The sequence below is a fragment of the Agrococcus sp. TF02-05 genome (assembly GCF_017565345.1).
GTDB classification, from domain to species: Bacteria; Actinomycetota; Actinomycetes; order Actinomycetales; family Microbacteriaceae; genus Agrococcus; species Agrococcus pavilionensis.
This window is the reverse complement of the sequence record NZ_JAGEKO010000011.1, coordinates 57,302-73,092: the sequence shown is the minus strand read 5'-3', so window position 1 is coordinate 73,092 and position 15,791 is coordinate 57,302. Positions and strand designations below refer to the sequence as shown.

Below are 15,791 nucleotides of genomic sequence, written 5' to 3'. Positions count from 1 at the left end.
GAGCGCGGAGCCCGCTGCGCCGGCGCCGACTGCCGCCCCGCCCGCCGCCCCACCCGCGCCTGCGGCGCCGGCGGCCGCTCCTCCGGTCGCTCCGGCCCCGGTCCCGGCGGCAGCCCAGAGCGCCGCGCCCGAGACCGCGGACCCGATTCCCCAGGTCGAGCCCGAGTCTGAGCGCGCGCCGGTCGCAGCGCAGACCGCCGCGCCGGCGGCGAAGCCAGCCCCGGCGACCAAGCCCGCCGCTCCTGCCAAGAAGCCGGCGGCCGCCGCCGCGAAGCCGGCCGCGACCGCTGCCGCCGCGCCGTCGATGCGCCCGGTCACCGCGCGCCAGTGGATCGCGACCAGCATCATCGTCGCGCTCGCGATCATCGGCCTCGCGACGATCGTCGTCGCGATCGCCCGCTGGTTCGTCGGGCTCGAGCCGGTCGCGGCGTTCATGCAGCAGTACTCCGGCACCTACGACCTGCCGGAGGGCGCGCCCGTCGGCCTGCCGCCGTGGCTCAACTGGTCGCACTTCTTCAACTCGCTGCTCATCGTGCTCATCATCCGCTCGGGCCTGCAGGTGCGGTACGAGCGGAAGCCCGCCGCCTACTGGACCCCGAAGCGCGGCGGCAAGAAGACCTCGCTCTCGGTCTGGCTCCACACGAGCCTCGACGTGCTGTGGGTCGTCAACGGGCTCGTCTTCGTCGTGCTGCTGTTCGCGACCGGGCAGTGGATGCGCATCGTGCCGACGAGCCTCGAGGTCTTCCCGCACGCGATCTCCGCCGGCCTGCAGTACGTCTCGCTCGACTGGCCGACCGAGCACGGCTGGGTGAACTACAACGCGCTCCAGCAGCTCGCGTACTTCACCACCGTCTTCGTCGCCGCGCCGCTCGCGATCATCACGGGCATCCGCATGAGCCGCTGGTGGCCGCAGGGCAAGGCTGGCCTCGACCGCGCCTTCCCGGTGGAGTGGGCGCGCGCCGTGCACTTCCCCGTGATGCTCTACTTCGTCGTCTTCATCGTCACGCACGTGCTGCTCGTGCTCACGACCGGGGCGCTGCGCAACCTCAACCACATGTACGCGGCGCGGGAGGCCGACGACTGGCTCGGCTTCGCGTTCTTCGCCGGGTCGCTCATCGTCATCGCCGCCGCGTGGTTCGCGGCGCGGCCCTCGCTGCTCGTGCCGATCGCGCAGCGCTTCGGCACCGTCTCGTCGCGCTGACCCGACCGGGGTCCGCCGGGGGCCAGCCCCCAGGCGGATCCCGGGACGGCCGGGTGGTCGCGACAGCCGCTCCGGCCTAGCGTTGCTCGCATGACCGTCCCCAACCCCGCACCCCGGTCGGCCGCGCCGCAGGGCCAGCCGATGCAGCAGGCGCCGGCTCAGCCGTACGTGCCGCCCGTCGCCCCGACGCAGCCGACGACGCCGCGCCCGCCGATGCCCAAGGCCGACGCCCACCGCGCCCGCCTCGCCGGCGGCATCGGCGGCGGCATCGCGTGGCTCGGGCTCGGCATCTCGCAAGCGGCCATCCTGCTCCTCGCGCTGCCATTCGTCGTCAGCGCCGTCATCTTCGGCGTCGGCTTCGCCCTCAGCGAGGGCGGCCCGAGCGCGACCGGCGGCGTCTGGCCGCAGCTCGGCGACTGGCTCGGCTCCGCGGGCGGCATCGCGGTCATCGCCGCGATCCCGCTCGGCGTCGTCGTGTGGCTCGTCGGCCTCTGGATCAGCGCGCGCATGCTGCGCCGCGCGGGCGTGCACCGACCCGTCGGCGTCACGTGGGCGGGCTTCGGCATCGCCGCGGCCGCGACCATCGTGCTCGGCAGCCTCGGCTCGATCACGATCCCCGCGTTCGGCGGCCTCCCGTTCGCGGGCGGGCCGAACCTCGACTTCGACCCGAGCGACACCGGCTGGGGTCCGCAGGGCTGGAGCGGCGACCCGGGCGACTTCGATCCCGGTGCGATCGATCCGGGCCTGCTCGAGCGCATCGCCGACCCCGGCCAGCTCGTCGCCCTCGCCGGCCCGTGGGTCGCGCTCGGCTCGCTCGCCTCGCTCGTCGTGCCGATCGTCCTGAGCGTCTTCGCCTGGTGGTGGATGGCGCACGCACTCCGCGCTCCCGCGCAGCCGGAGGCCGGCGCCACCACCTGAACGGCGGATGCGGCCCGTCACGGCAAGATGGATGGGTGACAGACGATCTCGAGGCCACCCGCCGTCGCCCGCTCTGGTCGCTCATCGGGATCGGGCTCTTCGCCGGGTTCCTCTCGGGCATGTTCGGGATCGGCGGCGGCATCGTCATCGTGCCGCTCCTCGTGCTCGCGGCCGGCTTCGAGCGCCGGCTCGCGGCGGGCACCTCGCTCGCCGCGATCGTGCCGGCCGCGCTCGTCGGCGTCGCGAGCTACGCGGCGCTCGAGCAGGTGGACTGGCTCGTCGCGCTCATCCTCGTGGTCGGCTCGGTGACCGGCGCGCAGGTCGGCGCCCACCTGCTGCACCGGCTGCCCCTGCTCGCGATCCGCTGGGCGTTCATCGTCTTCCTCGCCGCGGTCGCCGTGAGCCTCTTCCTCGTCGTCCCCTCGCGCGAGGCGGAGCTCGAGCTCACGGTGCTGCCGATCATCGGGCTCGTCGTGCTCGGCTTCTGCACGGGCGTGCTCTCGGGCATCCTCGGCGTGGGCGGCGGCATCATCATCGTGCCGATGCTCATCCTGCTCTTCGGGCAGAGCGACCTCGTCGCGAAGGGCACGTCGCTCGCGATGATGATCCCGACCGCGATCTCGGGCACGATCGGCAACCTGCGGCGCAAGAACGTCGACCTGCGCTCCGCGCTCATCGTCGGGCTCTCCGCGTGCGTCACGACCGCGCTCGGCGCGGCTGTCGCCAACCTGCTCGACCCGCGCACGGCATCCATCGTCTTCGCCGTCTTCCTCGCGGTCCTCATCGTGCGGCTCGTCATCGAGGCCGTGCAGTCGAGCCGCAAGGCGTGATGCGGCGGCTCGTGCCGCTGCTGATCGGCGCGCTCTTCACCGCCGTCGGCGCGGCAGTGCTCGCCGCGATGCTCGCCGCGCCGCGGCGCTGGGCGCTCGACGTCGAGACGCTCGTGCTGCTCGTGCCGGCCGCGTTCGTCGTCGTCGGCGCGCTGCTCGTCGGCTTCGCGGTGCGGGGGATGCTGCGCGATGGGCGACGGCGCGCGATGCCGCTCGCGGCGGCGCGGCGTCAGCCCGCGGCGGTGACCGGCGAGGGGCGCTGGGCGCTCGCGGACGTCGCGAGCGAGCTCGCCCGCCGGCTCGCCGACAGCCCGTGCGCCGTGCATCACGCGGGTGCGCACATCGAGGTGCGGTGGCGCGTCGGCTCGTGGGGCGAGGAGCGCTGCGAGCTGCGCGACGCGGGCGGGGGAGAGCTCGAGCATGCTGACGTCATCGAGACGCCGACCGCGATGCTGCGCCAGAGCGGCGGCTCGACCGTGCGCGTCGGCGCGCCCGGTCGGGCGCCCGCGTCGGCCGGCGCTCGCGAGGAGCTCGACTCGCTCGAGCGGCTCGCGGTGCACGACGCGCTCGACGAGGCGCTCGCGGTGTCGGGGTGGCGGCGACGCGGCTGACGCAACCGCGACCGCGACCGAGGCTACTTGGCGATGTCGATCTGCTCGGTGGGCGGCGGCAGCGTGAGCGTGCCGGTGCGGCTCATGCGGTCGGAGCGGCGCACGCGGATCCACCAGATGGCGCCGACCGCGAAGGCGACGAGGCACGTCGCGGCGGCGACGAGGAGTCCCGCGCGCGGGCCCCACGCATCCGCGACCCAGCCGACGATCGGCGCGCCGATCGGGGTGCCGCCCATGAAGACCGCGCCGTAGAGCGCCATGACGCGGCCGCGCATCTCGGGCGCGCTCGTGAGCTGCACCATCGAGTTGGCGTTGGTCATGAACAGCTGCGCCGTGAAGCCCGCCACGACGAGCGCGACGCCGAAGAGCACGATGTGCGGCGAGACCGCCGCCGCGAGGCAGCCCAGCACGAAGAGGCCGAGGCCGCCGATGATGAGGGTCCAGCGCGGGCGCGCGGCGCGAGCGGCGAGCAGCGCGCCCGCGACCGAGCCGATCGCCATCGCGCTCGAGAGGATGCCGAAGGTGTCGGCCTGCGCCTCGTACTCGACGCTCGTCATGGTCGAGATGTAGATGGGGAAGTTGAGCCCGAAGGTGCCGAGGATGAACGCCATCGCGAAGACGATCATGAGGTCGCCGCGCTTCTTCACGTAGCGGAAGCCCGCGACGATGTCGCCGAGCCCCTTCGCGCCGCGCGGGCTCGGCCGCAGCTCGTCGGTGCGCAGCCGCAGGAGCGCGGCGATCATCGCGATGAAGGTCACGGCGTTGATGAGGAACACCGGGCCGGGCGCGACGAGCGCGATCAAGAGGCCCGCGACGGCCGGGCCGACGAGGCGCGCGCCGTGGAACGAGGCGGAGTTGAGGGCGACCGCGTTGGCGATGTCGTCCTGCCCGACGATCTGCGAGACGAACGCCTGCCGCGCCGGGTTGTCGAACGACTGCACGATGCCGAAAGCGAGGGCGAACAGCTGCACGTGCCACAGCTCGACGACGCCCGCGGTGACGACGATGCCCAGGATGAGCGCGAGGATGCCCATCGCCGATTGCGTCACGAGCAGCACCTTGCGGCGGTCGTACTTGTCGGCGATGAGGCCCGAGACCGGCACGAGCAGCAGCTGGGGGCCGAACTGCAGCGCCATGTTGACGCCGACCGCGGTCGCGTCGTTGTTGGTGAGCACCGTGAGCACGGTCCACGACAGCGCGGTGGACTGCATCCACGCGCCGATGTTCGAGATGAGGGCGCCGGTGAACCACGTGCGGTAGTTGAACAGGCGCAGGGAGCGGAACATCATCGTTCGGCGAGCCTCTGGATGACGGGGATGGCGCGCACGAGCGCCTCGCGGTCCTCGGGGCTCAGCGCGTCGATCGCCTCGGCGAGCGCGCGGTTGCGGCGCTCGCGCGTCTCGGCGATCATCTGCTCGCCCTTCTCGCTGATCGCGAAGAGCACCATGCGGCCGTCGCTCGGGTGGTCGCGGCGCTCGACGTAGCCGAGCGACTCGAGGTGCTGGAGCGTCTTGACCATGCTCGGCGGCTTCACGCCCTCGCACGCCGCGATGCGGGCGAGGGTGGGCTCCTCGACGACCTGCAGCGCGCCGAGCGCCGAGAGGTGGTGGAGCGAGAGCGCCTCGTCGACCCGCTCGGCCCGCATGCGCCTGCCCATGCGCACGAGGGCGACCCGGAAGGCGTCGGCGAGGGCGATGGTCGGCATTTCGTTAGTCTACCAAACGACCCGCCGGGAGGTCGACGGCGATCGCGCGCCGATCGGCGCGCGAGAGGAGCGGCGTCAGCCGTTCGAGCCGGCCGAGGCGGCGCTCGCGGAGCCGGCCGGCGCGACCGGGGCCGGGGCCGGCACGGGCTCCGGGGCGGGCACCTCTTGAGCGGAGACCGCCGCCTCGGTCGGCGAGGGCGCGACGATCGTGCCCGCGGCGGCCTTCGCGCCCGGCGCCGAGCCGTCGCCCGTGCTCGAGCGCTCGCCGCGCAGCTCGATGCCGGCGACGGGCGAGCCTGCCGCGTCCTGCACCTGCATCGCGTTCGCGATCCCCATCGCGCCCACGCTGAGCCCCGCGAGGGTGAGCGCCCCCGCGGTGCCGACGAGCACCCACTGCTTCCGCTGCATGCCTCCACCCTCGCCGGTCTCCGTGAGGGCGGGAGGACGCTCAGATGAGAGGTCTCTCATCTGCATCGCGCAGGATGTCGCCGCCGAGCGCGAGCTCGACCTCCGCGGTCTCGAGGTCGCCGCGCTCGATCGGCGCGAGCGCGTGCGCGAGCACGTGCACGGCGGTGCGGTGCGCGACGCGCGCGCGGCCGCGCCGGCCGGGGGCGAGCCAGCGCGCGGCCGCGGCGTCGAGCAGTCGCCGGAAGCCCGCCGAGCGGCCCTCGTCGCGCCGCGCGAGCGCGATCGAGGCGATGAGGTGAGCGATGAGCGCCGCCTCGTCGTCGGCCGGGTCGCCGAGCCCCGCGGTGTCGATGTCGATGACGCCCGCGATCGCGCTCGCGTCGTCGGCGTCGACGAACAGCTGCCCGACGTGCAGGTCGCCGTGGATCGTGCGCCGCTCGGCCTCGTCGGCGACGAGGGCGGATGCGTCGGCGCCCGTCACGACCGCCGTCACGGCGGCGAGGTGGTCGCGGAGCAACGCCGACGGGGCGACCGCCGGGTCGCCCTCCGCCGCCCGGGCGAGCGCCGCGTCGATGCGCGCGAGGTACCAGTCGTGCCGCAGCGCGAGCGAGGCGCGCGCATCGCGGCCGGTGTCGACCGCGGCGATGCGCGCGCGCAGCGCGTCGATCGAGTCGAGCAGCCGATCGGGCTCGAGCTCGACGAGCCGCGAGGTGAGCGGCACGCCGTCGGCCGTCTCGGTGAGCACGATCCCGAGCTCCGACCAGCCGGTGATGTGCGGCACGGGCACGCCGCCCGCCCGCAGCGACTCCTGCAGCTCGACGATCGCGCCGGAGGCCGACGGGCGCACGATCTTGAGGTAGGTCTCCCGCTCGCCCGCGCGCATCCGGAACATCGCCCGCTTGCCGGGCCGGTAGACGAGCAGCTCGGGCGGGCGGTCGATCGAGACGCCGAGCCGGCCCATGAGCGTCGCCGCGGCCGCGGGGAAGGATGCGGGGGCGAGCGCGGGCAGGCGGGGATCCGCCGGGTGCAGCCAGATGCGCGCGTCGGGGCGCTCCGGGTCGCCGAGCACGAAGCCCGTCTCGGCCTCGACCCGCTTGCCGGAGGTGTCGACGTACCAGTAGCGCGCCTGGGGCGAGAGCTCCTCGAAGCCGGTGAGCGCGCCGCCGCCGAACGGCTCGCGGCTGATGATGCGCAGCTCGCCCTCGAGCTGCTCGCCGAGGGCGTCGCGCAGCATCCGCTCCTCGGCGCTCTCGGCGCGCCCGTCGATCGCTGCATCCACACGGCCATTCGACCAGATCGCCGGGCGCCGCGGGCCGATCGTGAGGGGCCTCTCATCCTCGGCTCATCGCCGCCCCGCGACCGCGGGGGTTGAATGGAGGCATGGCCGATCCCGAGCGGAGGCGACTGCGCCCATGGACGGTGCGCTCGCGCATCGTCGGGCTGCTGACGCTCCTCGCGCTCGTCTCGGCGTTCGTGGCCGGCGGCGTCGCCTACGTCGCGGAGCGCTCGCGCACGCTCGAGCAGATCGAGGCGAACCTGCGCGCGGCGCTCGAGTCGGCGAGCTTCATCGTCGCCGACGACGCGTGGGCCGACTCCGCGCAAGCGCTGCGGGCGGTCGTGCAGCGGCTCGCGCCGGATGACAACACCGGCACGCTCGGCATCGTCGACGGCAGCGCGGCCCTCGTGCCGGGCATCGCGACCGACGTGCCGCTCGACCGGCTGCCGGGCTTCGTCGAGCGCGTCGTCGCCGAGACCGCCGGGCACGAGGTCGTGGTCGGCACCTACGCGGGCGGCGAGCGCACCGTGCGCTACCTCGCGGCGCCCGTCGTCGTGGGCGACGTCGACGAGGGCGCGCCGCCCGCCGCCGTCTTCGTCACCGGCTACGACGTCGATGCCGAGCTCGCCGAGCTCGACGGCGCCGCGCGCGTGTTCACGATCACGGCGCTCGTCACGACCGCGGCGACGTTCCTCGTCGGTCTGCTCGTCTCCGACCGGCTGCTGCGCCCCATCCGGCGGATGCGCGAGGTCGCCGAGCGCTCCTCGGCCGCGAGCCTCTCGGAGCGCATCCCCGTCGGCTCGAGCCGCGACGACGTGTCGCAGCTCGCGATCACCGTCAACGGCATGCTCGACCGGCTCGGCGGCGCGCTCGGCAGCCAGCGCGAGCTGCTGCGCGACGTCGGCCACGAGCTCAAGACGCCCATCACGATCGTGCGCGGCCACCTCGAGCTCGTCGACGCGCGCGACCCGGCCGACGTCGAGGCGACCCGCGACCTCGCGATCGACGAGCTCGACCGCATGGCGCGGCTCGTCGACGACCTGCGCGCGGCGGCGCGGCTGCGCGACCCGGGCGCCTTCGAGCTGCGGCAGACCGACGTCGCCGCCCTGCTCGAGCAGATCGCCGAGAAGGCGCGCGCGATCGACGGCACCGAGCTCGAGCCCGGTGTCGAGGCGGTGGCCGCGGTCGCCGTGCTCGATCCCGACCGCATCACGCAAGCAATGCTGCAGCTCGTCGCGAACACCGCGCGGCACGCGCGCGGCCCGATCGTGATCGGCGCGCGCGTGCTGGGCCGCGACCTGCAGCTGTTCGTGCGCGACCGCGGACCGGGCGTGCCGGACGAGCTCAAGGCCGTCATCTTCGAGCGCTTCCGCCGCGGCGTCGCCGAGGGGCGGGGCGACGGCGGCTCGGGGCTCGGGCTCGCGATCGTCACGCTCATCGCGGAGCGCCACGGCGGCTCGGCGTCGGTCGTGGATGCCAGGGCGACGGATGCCTCGGTCGGCTCCGAGTTCCGGCTCACCCTCCCGGGCGCCGTCGTCCCCGCCGCCGGTGGCGCGCATCCGCCCCGGGGCGCCGTCGATCGCGCCCGACTCGACGCCCGACCCGACGCCCGATCCCAGACCGACAGCGAGGAGCAGCCATGGCATCGATCCTGATCGCGGAGGACGAGGCGCGCATCGCGTCGTTCGTCGAGAAGGGGCTCGCGGCCGCGGGCTTCTCGACGCGCGTCGCGACGACGGGCCCCGAGGCGCTCGACCTCGCGCTCACGGACGAGTTCGACCTGCTCGTGCTCGACATCGGGCTGCCGGGCTTGGACGGCTTCGAGGTGCTCGCGCAGCTGCGCGGCTCGGGCTCGACGATGCCGGTCATCATCCTCACGGCGCGCGCGGGCGGTGCCGACACCGTCGCGGGGCTCGAGGGCGGCGCCGACGATTACATGGCCAAGCCCTTCCGCTTCGACGAGCTGCTCGCGCGCGTGCGGCTGCGGATGGCGAGCGCCGCGCCGAGCGGCCAGCCGGTCGCGCAGCTCTCGCACCAGGGCCTCGCGCTCGACGTCCGCACCCGGCGCGCGAGCGTCGACGGCCGCGAGGTCGAGCTCTCGGGTCGCGAGTTCGCGCTCGCCGAGGAGCTCGTGCGCCACGCGGGCCAGGTGCTCTCGCGCGAGCAGCTGCTCTCTCGCGTGTGGGGCTACGACTTCGACCCGGGCTCGAACGTCGTCGACGTGTACATCCGCTACCTCCGCAACAAGCTCGGCGCGGAGCGCATCGAGACGGTGCGGGGGATGGGCTACCGGCTCGTCTGAGCGGCCGCGCGCGGCTCAGCGGCGGGGCCGGAGCCCCGTGACCTCGAGCGCGCGGTCGAGCAGCAGGCTCGCCGCCTCGCGCGAGCGCTCGGCGGCGCGGATGCCGTGGCCGAGCAGGTGCAGCGCCGTGAGCGCTCGCGTGTGCGCCGAGTCGAGCCAGCGCTCCTCGGCGGCGTCGGCGAGGTCCTGCAGCAGCTCGGCATCGGCCGCGCGCCCCGCGACGTCGTTGCGCACGGCGCTCGCGGTCGCGTGCCCGACGAAGGCGGCGCAGTCGTCGGCGGGGTCGCCGAGCCCCGCGGTGTCGACGTCGATGACCGACGACACGGCGCTGCCGTGGAAGAAGAGCTGGCCGATGTGGAGGTCGCCGTGGATGACGCGCGGCGGGCCAACGCGGCGCGCGTTCGCGATCACGAAGGGCGCGAGCGCTCGCACGTCGGCGGCGCGGTCGGGGAGTGCCTCGCCGATGCGCGCGAGATGCCAGTCGATGCGCGTCGCGACCGAGGCGCGCGCGATGCGGCGCGTGCGCACCGTGAGCAGCCGCTCGCGGAGCGCGTCGACCGCGTCGACGACGTCGTCAGCGGGCATCGTCGCGGCCGTGACTGGGCCGGGCGTGCCGATCGCGTCGCGCACGACGACGACGCCCGACGGCGACCAGTGCACGACCTCGGGCGCGGGCACGCCGACCGAGCGGCACGCCTCGTGGATCGCCACGAGGTCCTCGGCCTCGGCGGGCCGCACGACCTTCACGAACAGGTGCACGCCGTGCTGCGTGATGCGCACGACGGCGCGGCGGCCCGGGCGGTAGGCGAGCACGCGCGCCTCGATCCGGCCGCTGCTGCCCGCTGCGGCCGAGATGCGCGCGAGCCGCTCGGGGTCGACGGCCGTGCGCAGCGCCGGCAGGCGCGGGTCGAGCGGATGCTTCCAGATGCGGGCGACAGGGACGCCGTCGCTCGTGCTGACGACGAAGCCGGTCTCGACCGCGACCGGCTGCCGCGAGGTGTCGACGAACCACTCGCCGGCCCACTCGCCGTCGTCGATCGTGAAGCGCGCGATGCTGCCGTGCCCGAAGGGCTCGACGGCGACGAGGCGACCGGTGCGACCGATCGCCTTCTCCAGCAGCGCCTGCTCACGCATGCACCCATCGTCGCAGGCGCGCGCGACGATCGGGGTACGGATGCGGTGCGAGCGCCCGGCGAGTTGCGCGAGGCGCGCTGCCGGCGGCTACTCGGCCGCGCCGCTCGCGTCGGCCGCGCCGCGGCCGAGCAGGCTCGCGCGCAGCGGTCCGAAGACGCGGTGCAGCACCGCGATCGCCTCGTCATCCAGCCCGCCGAGGAAGAGCTCCTCGACGTGCCGGGCGTGCACGGGGCGCGCCTTGCGCAGCCGCTGCCGACCGGCATCCGTCAGCACGGCCTCGGTGCCGCGACGGTCGGTCGCGGATCGCGAGCGCTGCACGAGCCCCGAGCGCTCGAGCGCCGCGATGCGGTACGTGAGCCGGCCGGGCGCGAACGCGATCGCGCGCGCGAGGTCGCCCATGCGCATCCGCGAGCCCTCGGCCTCGTGCAGCACGAGCAGGATGTTGAACTCGCCGAGGTCCATGTCGGCGGCCTCCTTGAGGCGCCGCTCGAGCTCGTTCTCGAGCAGACTCGAGCCCTCGAAGTACTCGCGCCAGGCCTGCGACGCCGTCGGCTTGCCGCGAGCCGCGCTCACGCGTGCCCCAGCATCTGCTCGAACGAGACGAACGCGTCGCTCTCGACGTCGAACGGGTCGGCCTCGCGCCGTCGCGGCATCGCGACCATGAGGTCGGCGAGCTCCTGCCCCGCGCGCGCGATGCGGCGCTCGAGGCCGGATGCCGTGCCCCAGTCCTCGCTCGCGGCGAAGACCCCGGTCGGCACGACCTGCGCCTTGAGGTAGGCGAACATCGGCCGCATCGCGGTGTCCATCACCATCGAGTGGCGCGCCGAGCCGCCCGTCGCGCCGAGCGCGGTGGGGATCGAGGCGAGCTGCCCCTCCTCGATGACGTCGAAGAACGACTTGAACAGCCCCGAGTACGACATGTTGAACGTCGGCGTCACGGCGATGATCGCCTCGGCGTCGACGACCTCCCTGATCGCGGCGGCGAGCGCCTCCGAGGGGTTGTGCGTGAGCATGTGCGCGGCGATGTCCTGCGCGAGCGGCCGCAGCACGACGTCGACGGCCTCGGCGGTCTGGCCGTGCCCCGTGAGCGCCGAGAGCGTCGCGTCGCGCAGCCGGTCGGCGAGCAGCTTCGTGCTCGAGGGGTCGCCGAGGCCGGCCGAGACGACCGCGATCCGCGGCTCGCTCATCGCGCCTCTCCCGCCTGCTGAGCGATCGCCGCGCCGGTGTCGAGGTCGCTGCGCGCGCCCTGCTCCTGCCACGCGCGGCCCTGCTCGCCGAGCTGCGTGCCCGCCTCCCGGGCGGCCGCGACGCGCGCGGCGTGCGTGGGCGCATCCGGCACCCCGGGCTGGCGCACGCGGTCGAACTCCTGCCGCAGCACCGGCACGACCTCGGTGCCGAGGATCTCGATCTGCTCGAGCACCTCCTCGAGCGGGAGGCCGGCGTGGTCGATGAGGAAGAGCTGGCGCTGGTAGTCGCCCGCGAAGTCGCGGAATGAGAGCGTCCGCTCGATGACCTGCTCTGGCGTGCCGACGGTGAGCGGCGTCGCCTCGGTGAACTCCTCGAGCGAGGGGCCGTGGCCGTAGACGGGGGCGACGTCGAAGAACGGGCGGAACCGCTCCTTCGCCTCGCGCTCCGTCGGCTTCATGAAGACCTGGCCGCCGAGGCCGACGATCGCCTGCTCGGGCTCGCCGTGGCCGTAGTGCGCGAAGCGGTTGCGGTAGAGCCGCACCATCCGCTCCGTGTGCTCCTTGTTCCAGAAGATGTTGTTGTGGAAGAAGCCGTCGCCGTAGTAGGCCGCCTGCTCGGCGATCTGCGGCGAGCGGATCGAGCCGTGCCACACGAAGGGCGCGACGCCGTCGAGGGGCGCGGGCGTCGAGGTGTAGCCCGTGAGCGGCGTGCGGTGCTTGCCCTGCCAGTTGACGACCGGCTCGCGCCACAGCTTGTGCAGCAGCGCGTAGTTCTCGATCGCGAGCTCGATGCCGTCGCGGATGTCCTTGCCGAACCAGGGGTAGACCGGGCCGGTGTTGCCGCGGCCGAGCGTGAGGTCGACGCGGCCGCCGGCGAGGTGCTGCAGCATCGCGAAGTCCTCGGCGATCTTCACCGGGTCGTTCGTCGTGATGAGCGTCGTCGCGGTCGAGAGGATGAGCCGCTCGGTCTGCGCGGCGATGTAGCCGAGGATCGTCGTGGGCGACGAGGAGAAGAACGGCGGGTTGTGGTGCTCGCCGGCGGCGAAGACGTCGAGGCCGACCTCCTCGGCCTTCTTCGCCATCGCGACCCACGCCCGGATGCGCTCGTGCTCGGTCGGCGTGCGGCCGGTGGTCGGGTCCTCGGTGATGTCGCTCACCGAGAAGATGCCGAACTGCATGCTGCTCATTGGGGGTCCTTCCGTCGCGAGCAAGTCGTTCAAAATCGAATAATCAGTGCAACGGGTCGTGCCGACAGCGTATTCCTCCGGGACGGCTAATTGTTCAAATCCGTCGGATCTGCCTGCGTGTCCTCGTGTTGCGGGCGGATGCGCCCGGCGCCCGGGCGCGTCGGTAGCGTTCGAGCATGGGTGAGCGAGCGGACGTCGCGGTCGTCGGCCTCGGCGCGATCGGCTCGAGCGCCGCGTGGCGGCTCGCCGCTCGCGGGCTCGACGTCGTCGGGATCGACCAGCACCAGCCGGGGCACGCGTGGGGCGGCTCGCACGGGCGCACGCGGCTGTTCCGCGTCGCGTGCCTCGAGCACCCGGGGTTGACCCCCATCGCGCGCCGCGCGCGCGAGCTGTGGCGCGAGCTCGAGGCGTCGAGCGGGGAGGAGCTGCTGCTCGAGACCGGCGCGATCATGATCGGCCGGCCCGGATCGCGCATCATCGAGGGCACGCTCGCCGCGGCGCGAGAGCACGACCTGCCGGTCGAGCGGCTGGCCGCCGACGAGCTCGAGCGCCGGCTCCCGGGCCACGCACGGCTCGAGCCCGGCGACATCGGCTTGTGGGACCCGGAGGCGGGCATCCTCCGACCGGAGGCCGCGATCGTCGCGGCGGTCGACGCCGCGCGCGCCGCCGGGGCGCGCATCCGCACCGGCGAGCGCGTGCTCGCGGTCGAGCCGGACGGCGACGGCGTCGTGGTGCGGCTCGCGGCCGGCGACGTGCGCGCCCGCCGCGTCGTGCTCGCCGCCGGGCCGTGGCTCGGCCAGCTGGCGGACGTGCCGCTCGTGCCCCATCGCGTCGTGATGACGTGGTTCCGCGCGCGCGACGGCCACGACGCATCCATCGACCGCCTGCCGGTCTTCATCCGCACCGCGCCGGGCACCGGGCAGTGGATCTGGGGCCACGGCGCGCTCGCGGGCGATCTCGCGAAGGTGGGCCCCGAGTTCGACGGCCCCTTCGAGCCCGACGACCCCGACGCGATCGACCGCGAGGTGCACGCGGGCGAGACCGACGGCATCGCGGCGCTCGTCGCGGCGACCTTCCCCGACCTCGAGCCCGAGCCGGCCGAGTCGACGACGTGCACCATGGCGCACACCCCCGACGGGCAGTTCCTCGTCGGGCCGACGGATGCATCGGGCCGGGTCGTCGTCGCGGGCGGCTGCTCGGGGCACTCCTTCAAGCACGCCGCCGCGCTCGGCGAGCTCGCCGCGCAGCTCGCGGTCGACGAGGCGCCCTTCACCGACATCGGCTTCCTCGACCCGCGCCGCTTCGCCGCGAGCCGCGTGGCCTGAGGCCTCAGCACCCGCGCGCGGACGCGCACGCGCACGCGGGTAGCGAATCGCCGTGCGAGGGCGACTCAGGAACGGTCGTTACCGTCGTCCACCGCTGCGGCGAGCGCTCCTGCGCGCCCGCGGCGATCCACGGAACCGAGTCAAGAGACGAGACGCGTATAGCCATGCCCGCCAGCCACCCCGCCGACTCCCGCTCGACGCGACCCGACGCATCCGCCGATCCGCCCGCCACGACCGGGGAGCTGCGGAGGCTCGAGGTCGACGACGTGCTCGTGGTGAAGACCGGGCGCGTGCGGCAGGCGATCTCGGGCACCGTCGTCGGCAACTTCATGGAGTGGTTCGACTTCGGCATCTACGGCTACCTCGCCGTGACGATGACCGCGGTCTTCACCGCCGGGATGGACGAGGGCCTCGGGCTGCTCGTCGTGCTGCTCGGCTTCGCGATCTCGTTCCTCGTCCGCCCGCTCGGCGGCCTCGTGCTCGGCCCGCTCGGCGACCGCATCGGCCGGCAGCGGGTGCTCTTCCTCACGATGGCGATGATGGCCGCCGCGACGGCGCTCATCGGCGTGCTGCCGACCGCCGCGCAGATCGGCGCGTGGGCGATCCTGCCGCTCTACCTGCTGAAGATGGTGCAGGGCTTCTCGACCGGCGGCGAGTACGCCGGCGCGACCACCTACGTCGCCGAGTTCTCGCCCGACCGCTCGCGCGGCTTCTGGTCGTCGTGGCTCGACGTCGGCTCCTACGTCGGCTTCGCCGCCGGCGCCTCGGTCGTCGCCCTCACGACCTGGATCACGGAGTCGGTCTCCGGGGCCGGCGCGATGGTCGACTACGGCTGGCGCATCCCCTTCCTCATCGCCATCCCGCTCGGCGTCGTCGCGATCTGGTTCCGCCTGCGGATCCCCGAGACGCCCGCCTACGAGGTCGCGCAGGAGGCCCGGCACACCGACGCCGACGACCCGATGGCGCGCCACGGCATCCTCGGCATCCTCCGCCACCACTGGCGCGCGGTGCTCGTCGCGATGGCCGTCGTCGCTGCGACGAACACGGCGGGCTACGCGCTCACGAGCTACATGCCCACCTACCTCGAGGCGACCGTCGGGCTCTCGACGGTGACCGCGGCGCTCGCGACCGTGCCGGTGCTGCTGCTGCTCTCGGCGCTCCTGCCGCTGCTCGGCAGGCTCTCCGACCGCATCGGCCGCAAGCCCGTCTACCTCATGGCGTCCGCCTCCGTCGTCGTGCTCATCCTGCCCGCGTTCGCGCTCATGCAGGTGGGCGAGCTGTGGGCAGTCATGATCGCGCTCGTGATGGTCGCGGTGCCGGTCGCGCTGTGGATCGGCTGCTCGGCGGCGACGCTGCCGGCGCTCTTCCCCACCGCGTCGCGCTTCGGGGCGATGGCGATCGCCTACAACCTCTCGGTCTCGCTCTTCGGCGGCACGACCCCGCTGTTCAGCCAGGCCCTCATCGACCTCACCGGCAACCCCTACATGCCGGCGTTCTACATCATGTTCTTCGGCATCGTCGGCGGCCTCGCGGTGCTCGGCATGCGCGAGACGGCGCGGCGCCCGCTCATCGGCTCGGTGCCGACGGTCGAGTCGCGCGCCGAGGCGGTCGAGCTCGTCGCGACGCAGGACGAGAACCCCCTCATCGACACGACGTCGATGCCGCTCGTCGAGGCGGCCGAGCGCGAGCTCGAGGCCGCCCGGTAGC

The 15,791-nt window shown here is 73.9% G+C and carries 17 protein-coding genes; 8 read left to right on the top strand and 9 right to left on the bottom strand.

Annotated features, from left to right (window positions below):
- The coding region (locus tag JQT67_RS12295) for a hypothetical protein (protein WP_208065030.1) at positions 1 to 318 on the bottom strand (318 nt) is incomplete at its 3' end.
- On the opposite strand from JQT67_RS12295, the gene JQT67_RS12290 reads away from it, so the two are divergent.
- From JQT67_RS12290 to JQT67_RS12275, 4 genes are all read left to right on the top strand, one after another.
- On the top strand, positions 305 to 1,201 hold the full coding sequence (locus tag JQT67_RS12290) for a cytochrome b/b6 domain-containing protein (protein ID WP_208065028.1): 897 nt from the start codon (positions 305 to 307) through the stop codon (positions 1,199 to 1,201). The two genes, JQT67_RS12295 and JQT67_RS12290, sit on opposite strands and share 14 nt — an antisense overlap.
- Positions 1,202 to 1,291: 90 nt before the next feature.
- The gene (locus JQT67_RS12285; protein WP_208065026.1) at positions 1,292 to 2,119 is read left to right on the top strand and encodes a hypothetical protein; all 828 of its coding nucleotides are present in this window, start codon (positions 1,292 to 1,294) and stop codon (positions 2,117 to 2,119) included.
- Positions 2,120 to 2,154: 35 nt separating this feature from the next.
- Complete coding sequence (locus JQT67_RS12280) at positions 2,155 to 2,949, top strand: sulfite exporter TauE/SafE family protein (protein ID WP_307864331.1); 795 nt, start codon at positions 2,155 to 2,157, stop codon at positions 2,947 to 2,949.
- Entirely contained in the window at positions 2,946 to 3,560 is a 615-nt protein-coding gene (locus tag JQT67_RS12275; protein WP_208065024.1) for a hypothetical protein, read from the top strand. The genes JQT67_RS12280 and JQT67_RS12275 overlap by 4 nt, the downstream gene beginning before the upstream one ends.
- 23 nt (positions 3,561 to 3,583) lie before the next feature.
- Here JQT67_RS12275 and JQT67_RS12270 read toward each other — a convergent pair whose 3' ends face one another.
- From JQT67_RS12270 to JQT67_RS12255, 4 genes are all read right to left on the bottom strand, one after another.
- The gene (locus JQT67_RS12270; RefSeq protein ID WP_208065022.1) at positions 3,584 to 4,849 is read right to left on the bottom strand and encodes an MFS transporter; all 1,266 of its coding nucleotides are present in this window, start codon (positions 4,847 to 4,849) and stop codon (positions 3,584 to 3,586) included.
- On the bottom strand, positions 4,846 to 5,265 hold the full coding sequence (locus JQT67_RS12265; protein WP_208065020.1) for a MarR family winged helix-turn-helix transcriptional regulator: 420 nt from the start codon (positions 5,263 to 5,265) through the stop codon (positions 4,846 to 4,848). The genes JQT67_RS12270 and JQT67_RS12265 overlap by 4 nt, the downstream gene beginning before the upstream one ends.
- Positions 5,266 to 5,340: 75 nt before the next feature.
- Complete coding sequence (locus tag JQT67_RS12260; protein WP_021011503.1) at positions 5,341 to 5,673, bottom strand: hypothetical protein; 333 nt, start codon at positions 5,671 to 5,673, stop codon at positions 5,341 to 5,343.
- Positions 5,674 to 5,713: 40 nt separating this feature from the next.
- Positions 5,714 to 6,952, bottom strand: coding sequence for a phosphotransferase (locus tag JQT67_RS12255; RefSeq protein WP_208065018.1), 1,239 nt, complete (start codon positions 6,950 to 6,952; stop codon positions 5,714 to 5,716).
- Between the two features lie 101 nt (positions 6,953 to 7,053).
- Between JQT67_RS12255 and JQT67_RS12250 the strand changes: the two genes are divergently transcribed.
- Both JQT67_RS12250 and JQT67_RS12245 read left to right on the top strand, forming a co-directional pair.
- The gene (locus JQT67_RS12250; RefSeq protein ID WP_208065017.1) at positions 7,054 to 8,604 is read left to right on the top strand and encodes a HAMP domain-containing sensor histidine kinase; all 1,551 of its coding nucleotides are present in this window, start codon (positions 7,054 to 7,056) and stop codon (positions 8,602 to 8,604) included.
- A complete protein-coding gene (locus JQT67_RS12245) occupies positions 8,589 to 9,251 on the top strand; it encodes a response regulator transcription factor (RefSeq protein WP_021011500.1) in 663 nt (220 codons plus the stop codon). The genes JQT67_RS12250 and JQT67_RS12245 overlap by 16 nt, the downstream gene beginning before the upstream one ends.
- Positions 9,252 to 9,266: 15 nt before the next feature.
- On the opposite strand, the gene JQT67_RS12240 is transcribed toward JQT67_RS12245, so the two are convergent.
- From JQT67_RS12240 to JQT67_RS12225, 4 genes are all read right to left on the bottom strand, one after another.
- Entirely contained in the window at positions 9,267 to 10,385 is a 1,119-nt protein-coding gene (locus JQT67_RS12240) for a phosphotransferase (RefSeq protein ID WP_208065015.1), read from the bottom strand.
- 87 nt (positions 10,386 to 10,472) lie between these two features.
- On the bottom strand, positions 10,473 to 10,958 hold the full coding sequence (locus JQT67_RS12235; RefSeq protein ID WP_208065013.1) for a MarR family winged helix-turn-helix transcriptional regulator: 486 nt from the start codon (positions 10,956 to 10,958) through the stop codon (positions 10,473 to 10,475).
- A complete protein-coding gene (locus JQT67_RS12230) occupies positions 10,955 to 11,572 on the bottom strand; it encodes a CE1759 family FMN reductase (protein ID WP_208065011.1) in 618 nt (205 codons plus the stop codon). Before JQT67_RS12230 ends, JQT67_RS12235 begins: the two co-directional genes overlap by 4 nt.
- Positions 11,569 to 12,750 carry an LLM class flavin-dependent oxidoreductase gene (locus tag JQT67_RS12225; protein ID WP_208065039.1) on the bottom strand — a complete coding sequence of 394 codons (1,182 nt, stop codon included), beginning with the start codon at positions 12,748 to 12,750 and terminating at the stop codon, positions 11,569 to 11,571. Before JQT67_RS12225 ends, JQT67_RS12230 begins: the two co-directional genes overlap by 4 nt.
- Before the next feature lie 185 nt (positions 12,751 to 12,935).
- Here JQT67_RS12225 and solA point away from each other — a divergent pair, with 185 nt between their 5' ends.
- A complete protein-coding gene (gene solA / locus JQT67_RS12220; RefSeq protein ID WP_208065009.1) occupies positions 12,936 to 14,084 on the top strand; it encodes an N-methyl-L-tryptophan oxidase in 1,149 nt (382 codons plus the stop codon).
- A 164-nt stretch (positions 14,085 to 14,248) separates the two neighbouring features.
- Positions 14,249 to 15,790 carry an MFS transporter gene (locus JQT67_RS12215; RefSeq protein WP_208065007.1) on the top strand — a complete coding sequence of 514 codons (1,542 nt, stop codon included), beginning with the start codon at positions 14,249 to 14,251 and terminating at the stop codon, positions 15,788 to 15,790.
- Position 15,791: the final 1 nt, after the last annotated feature.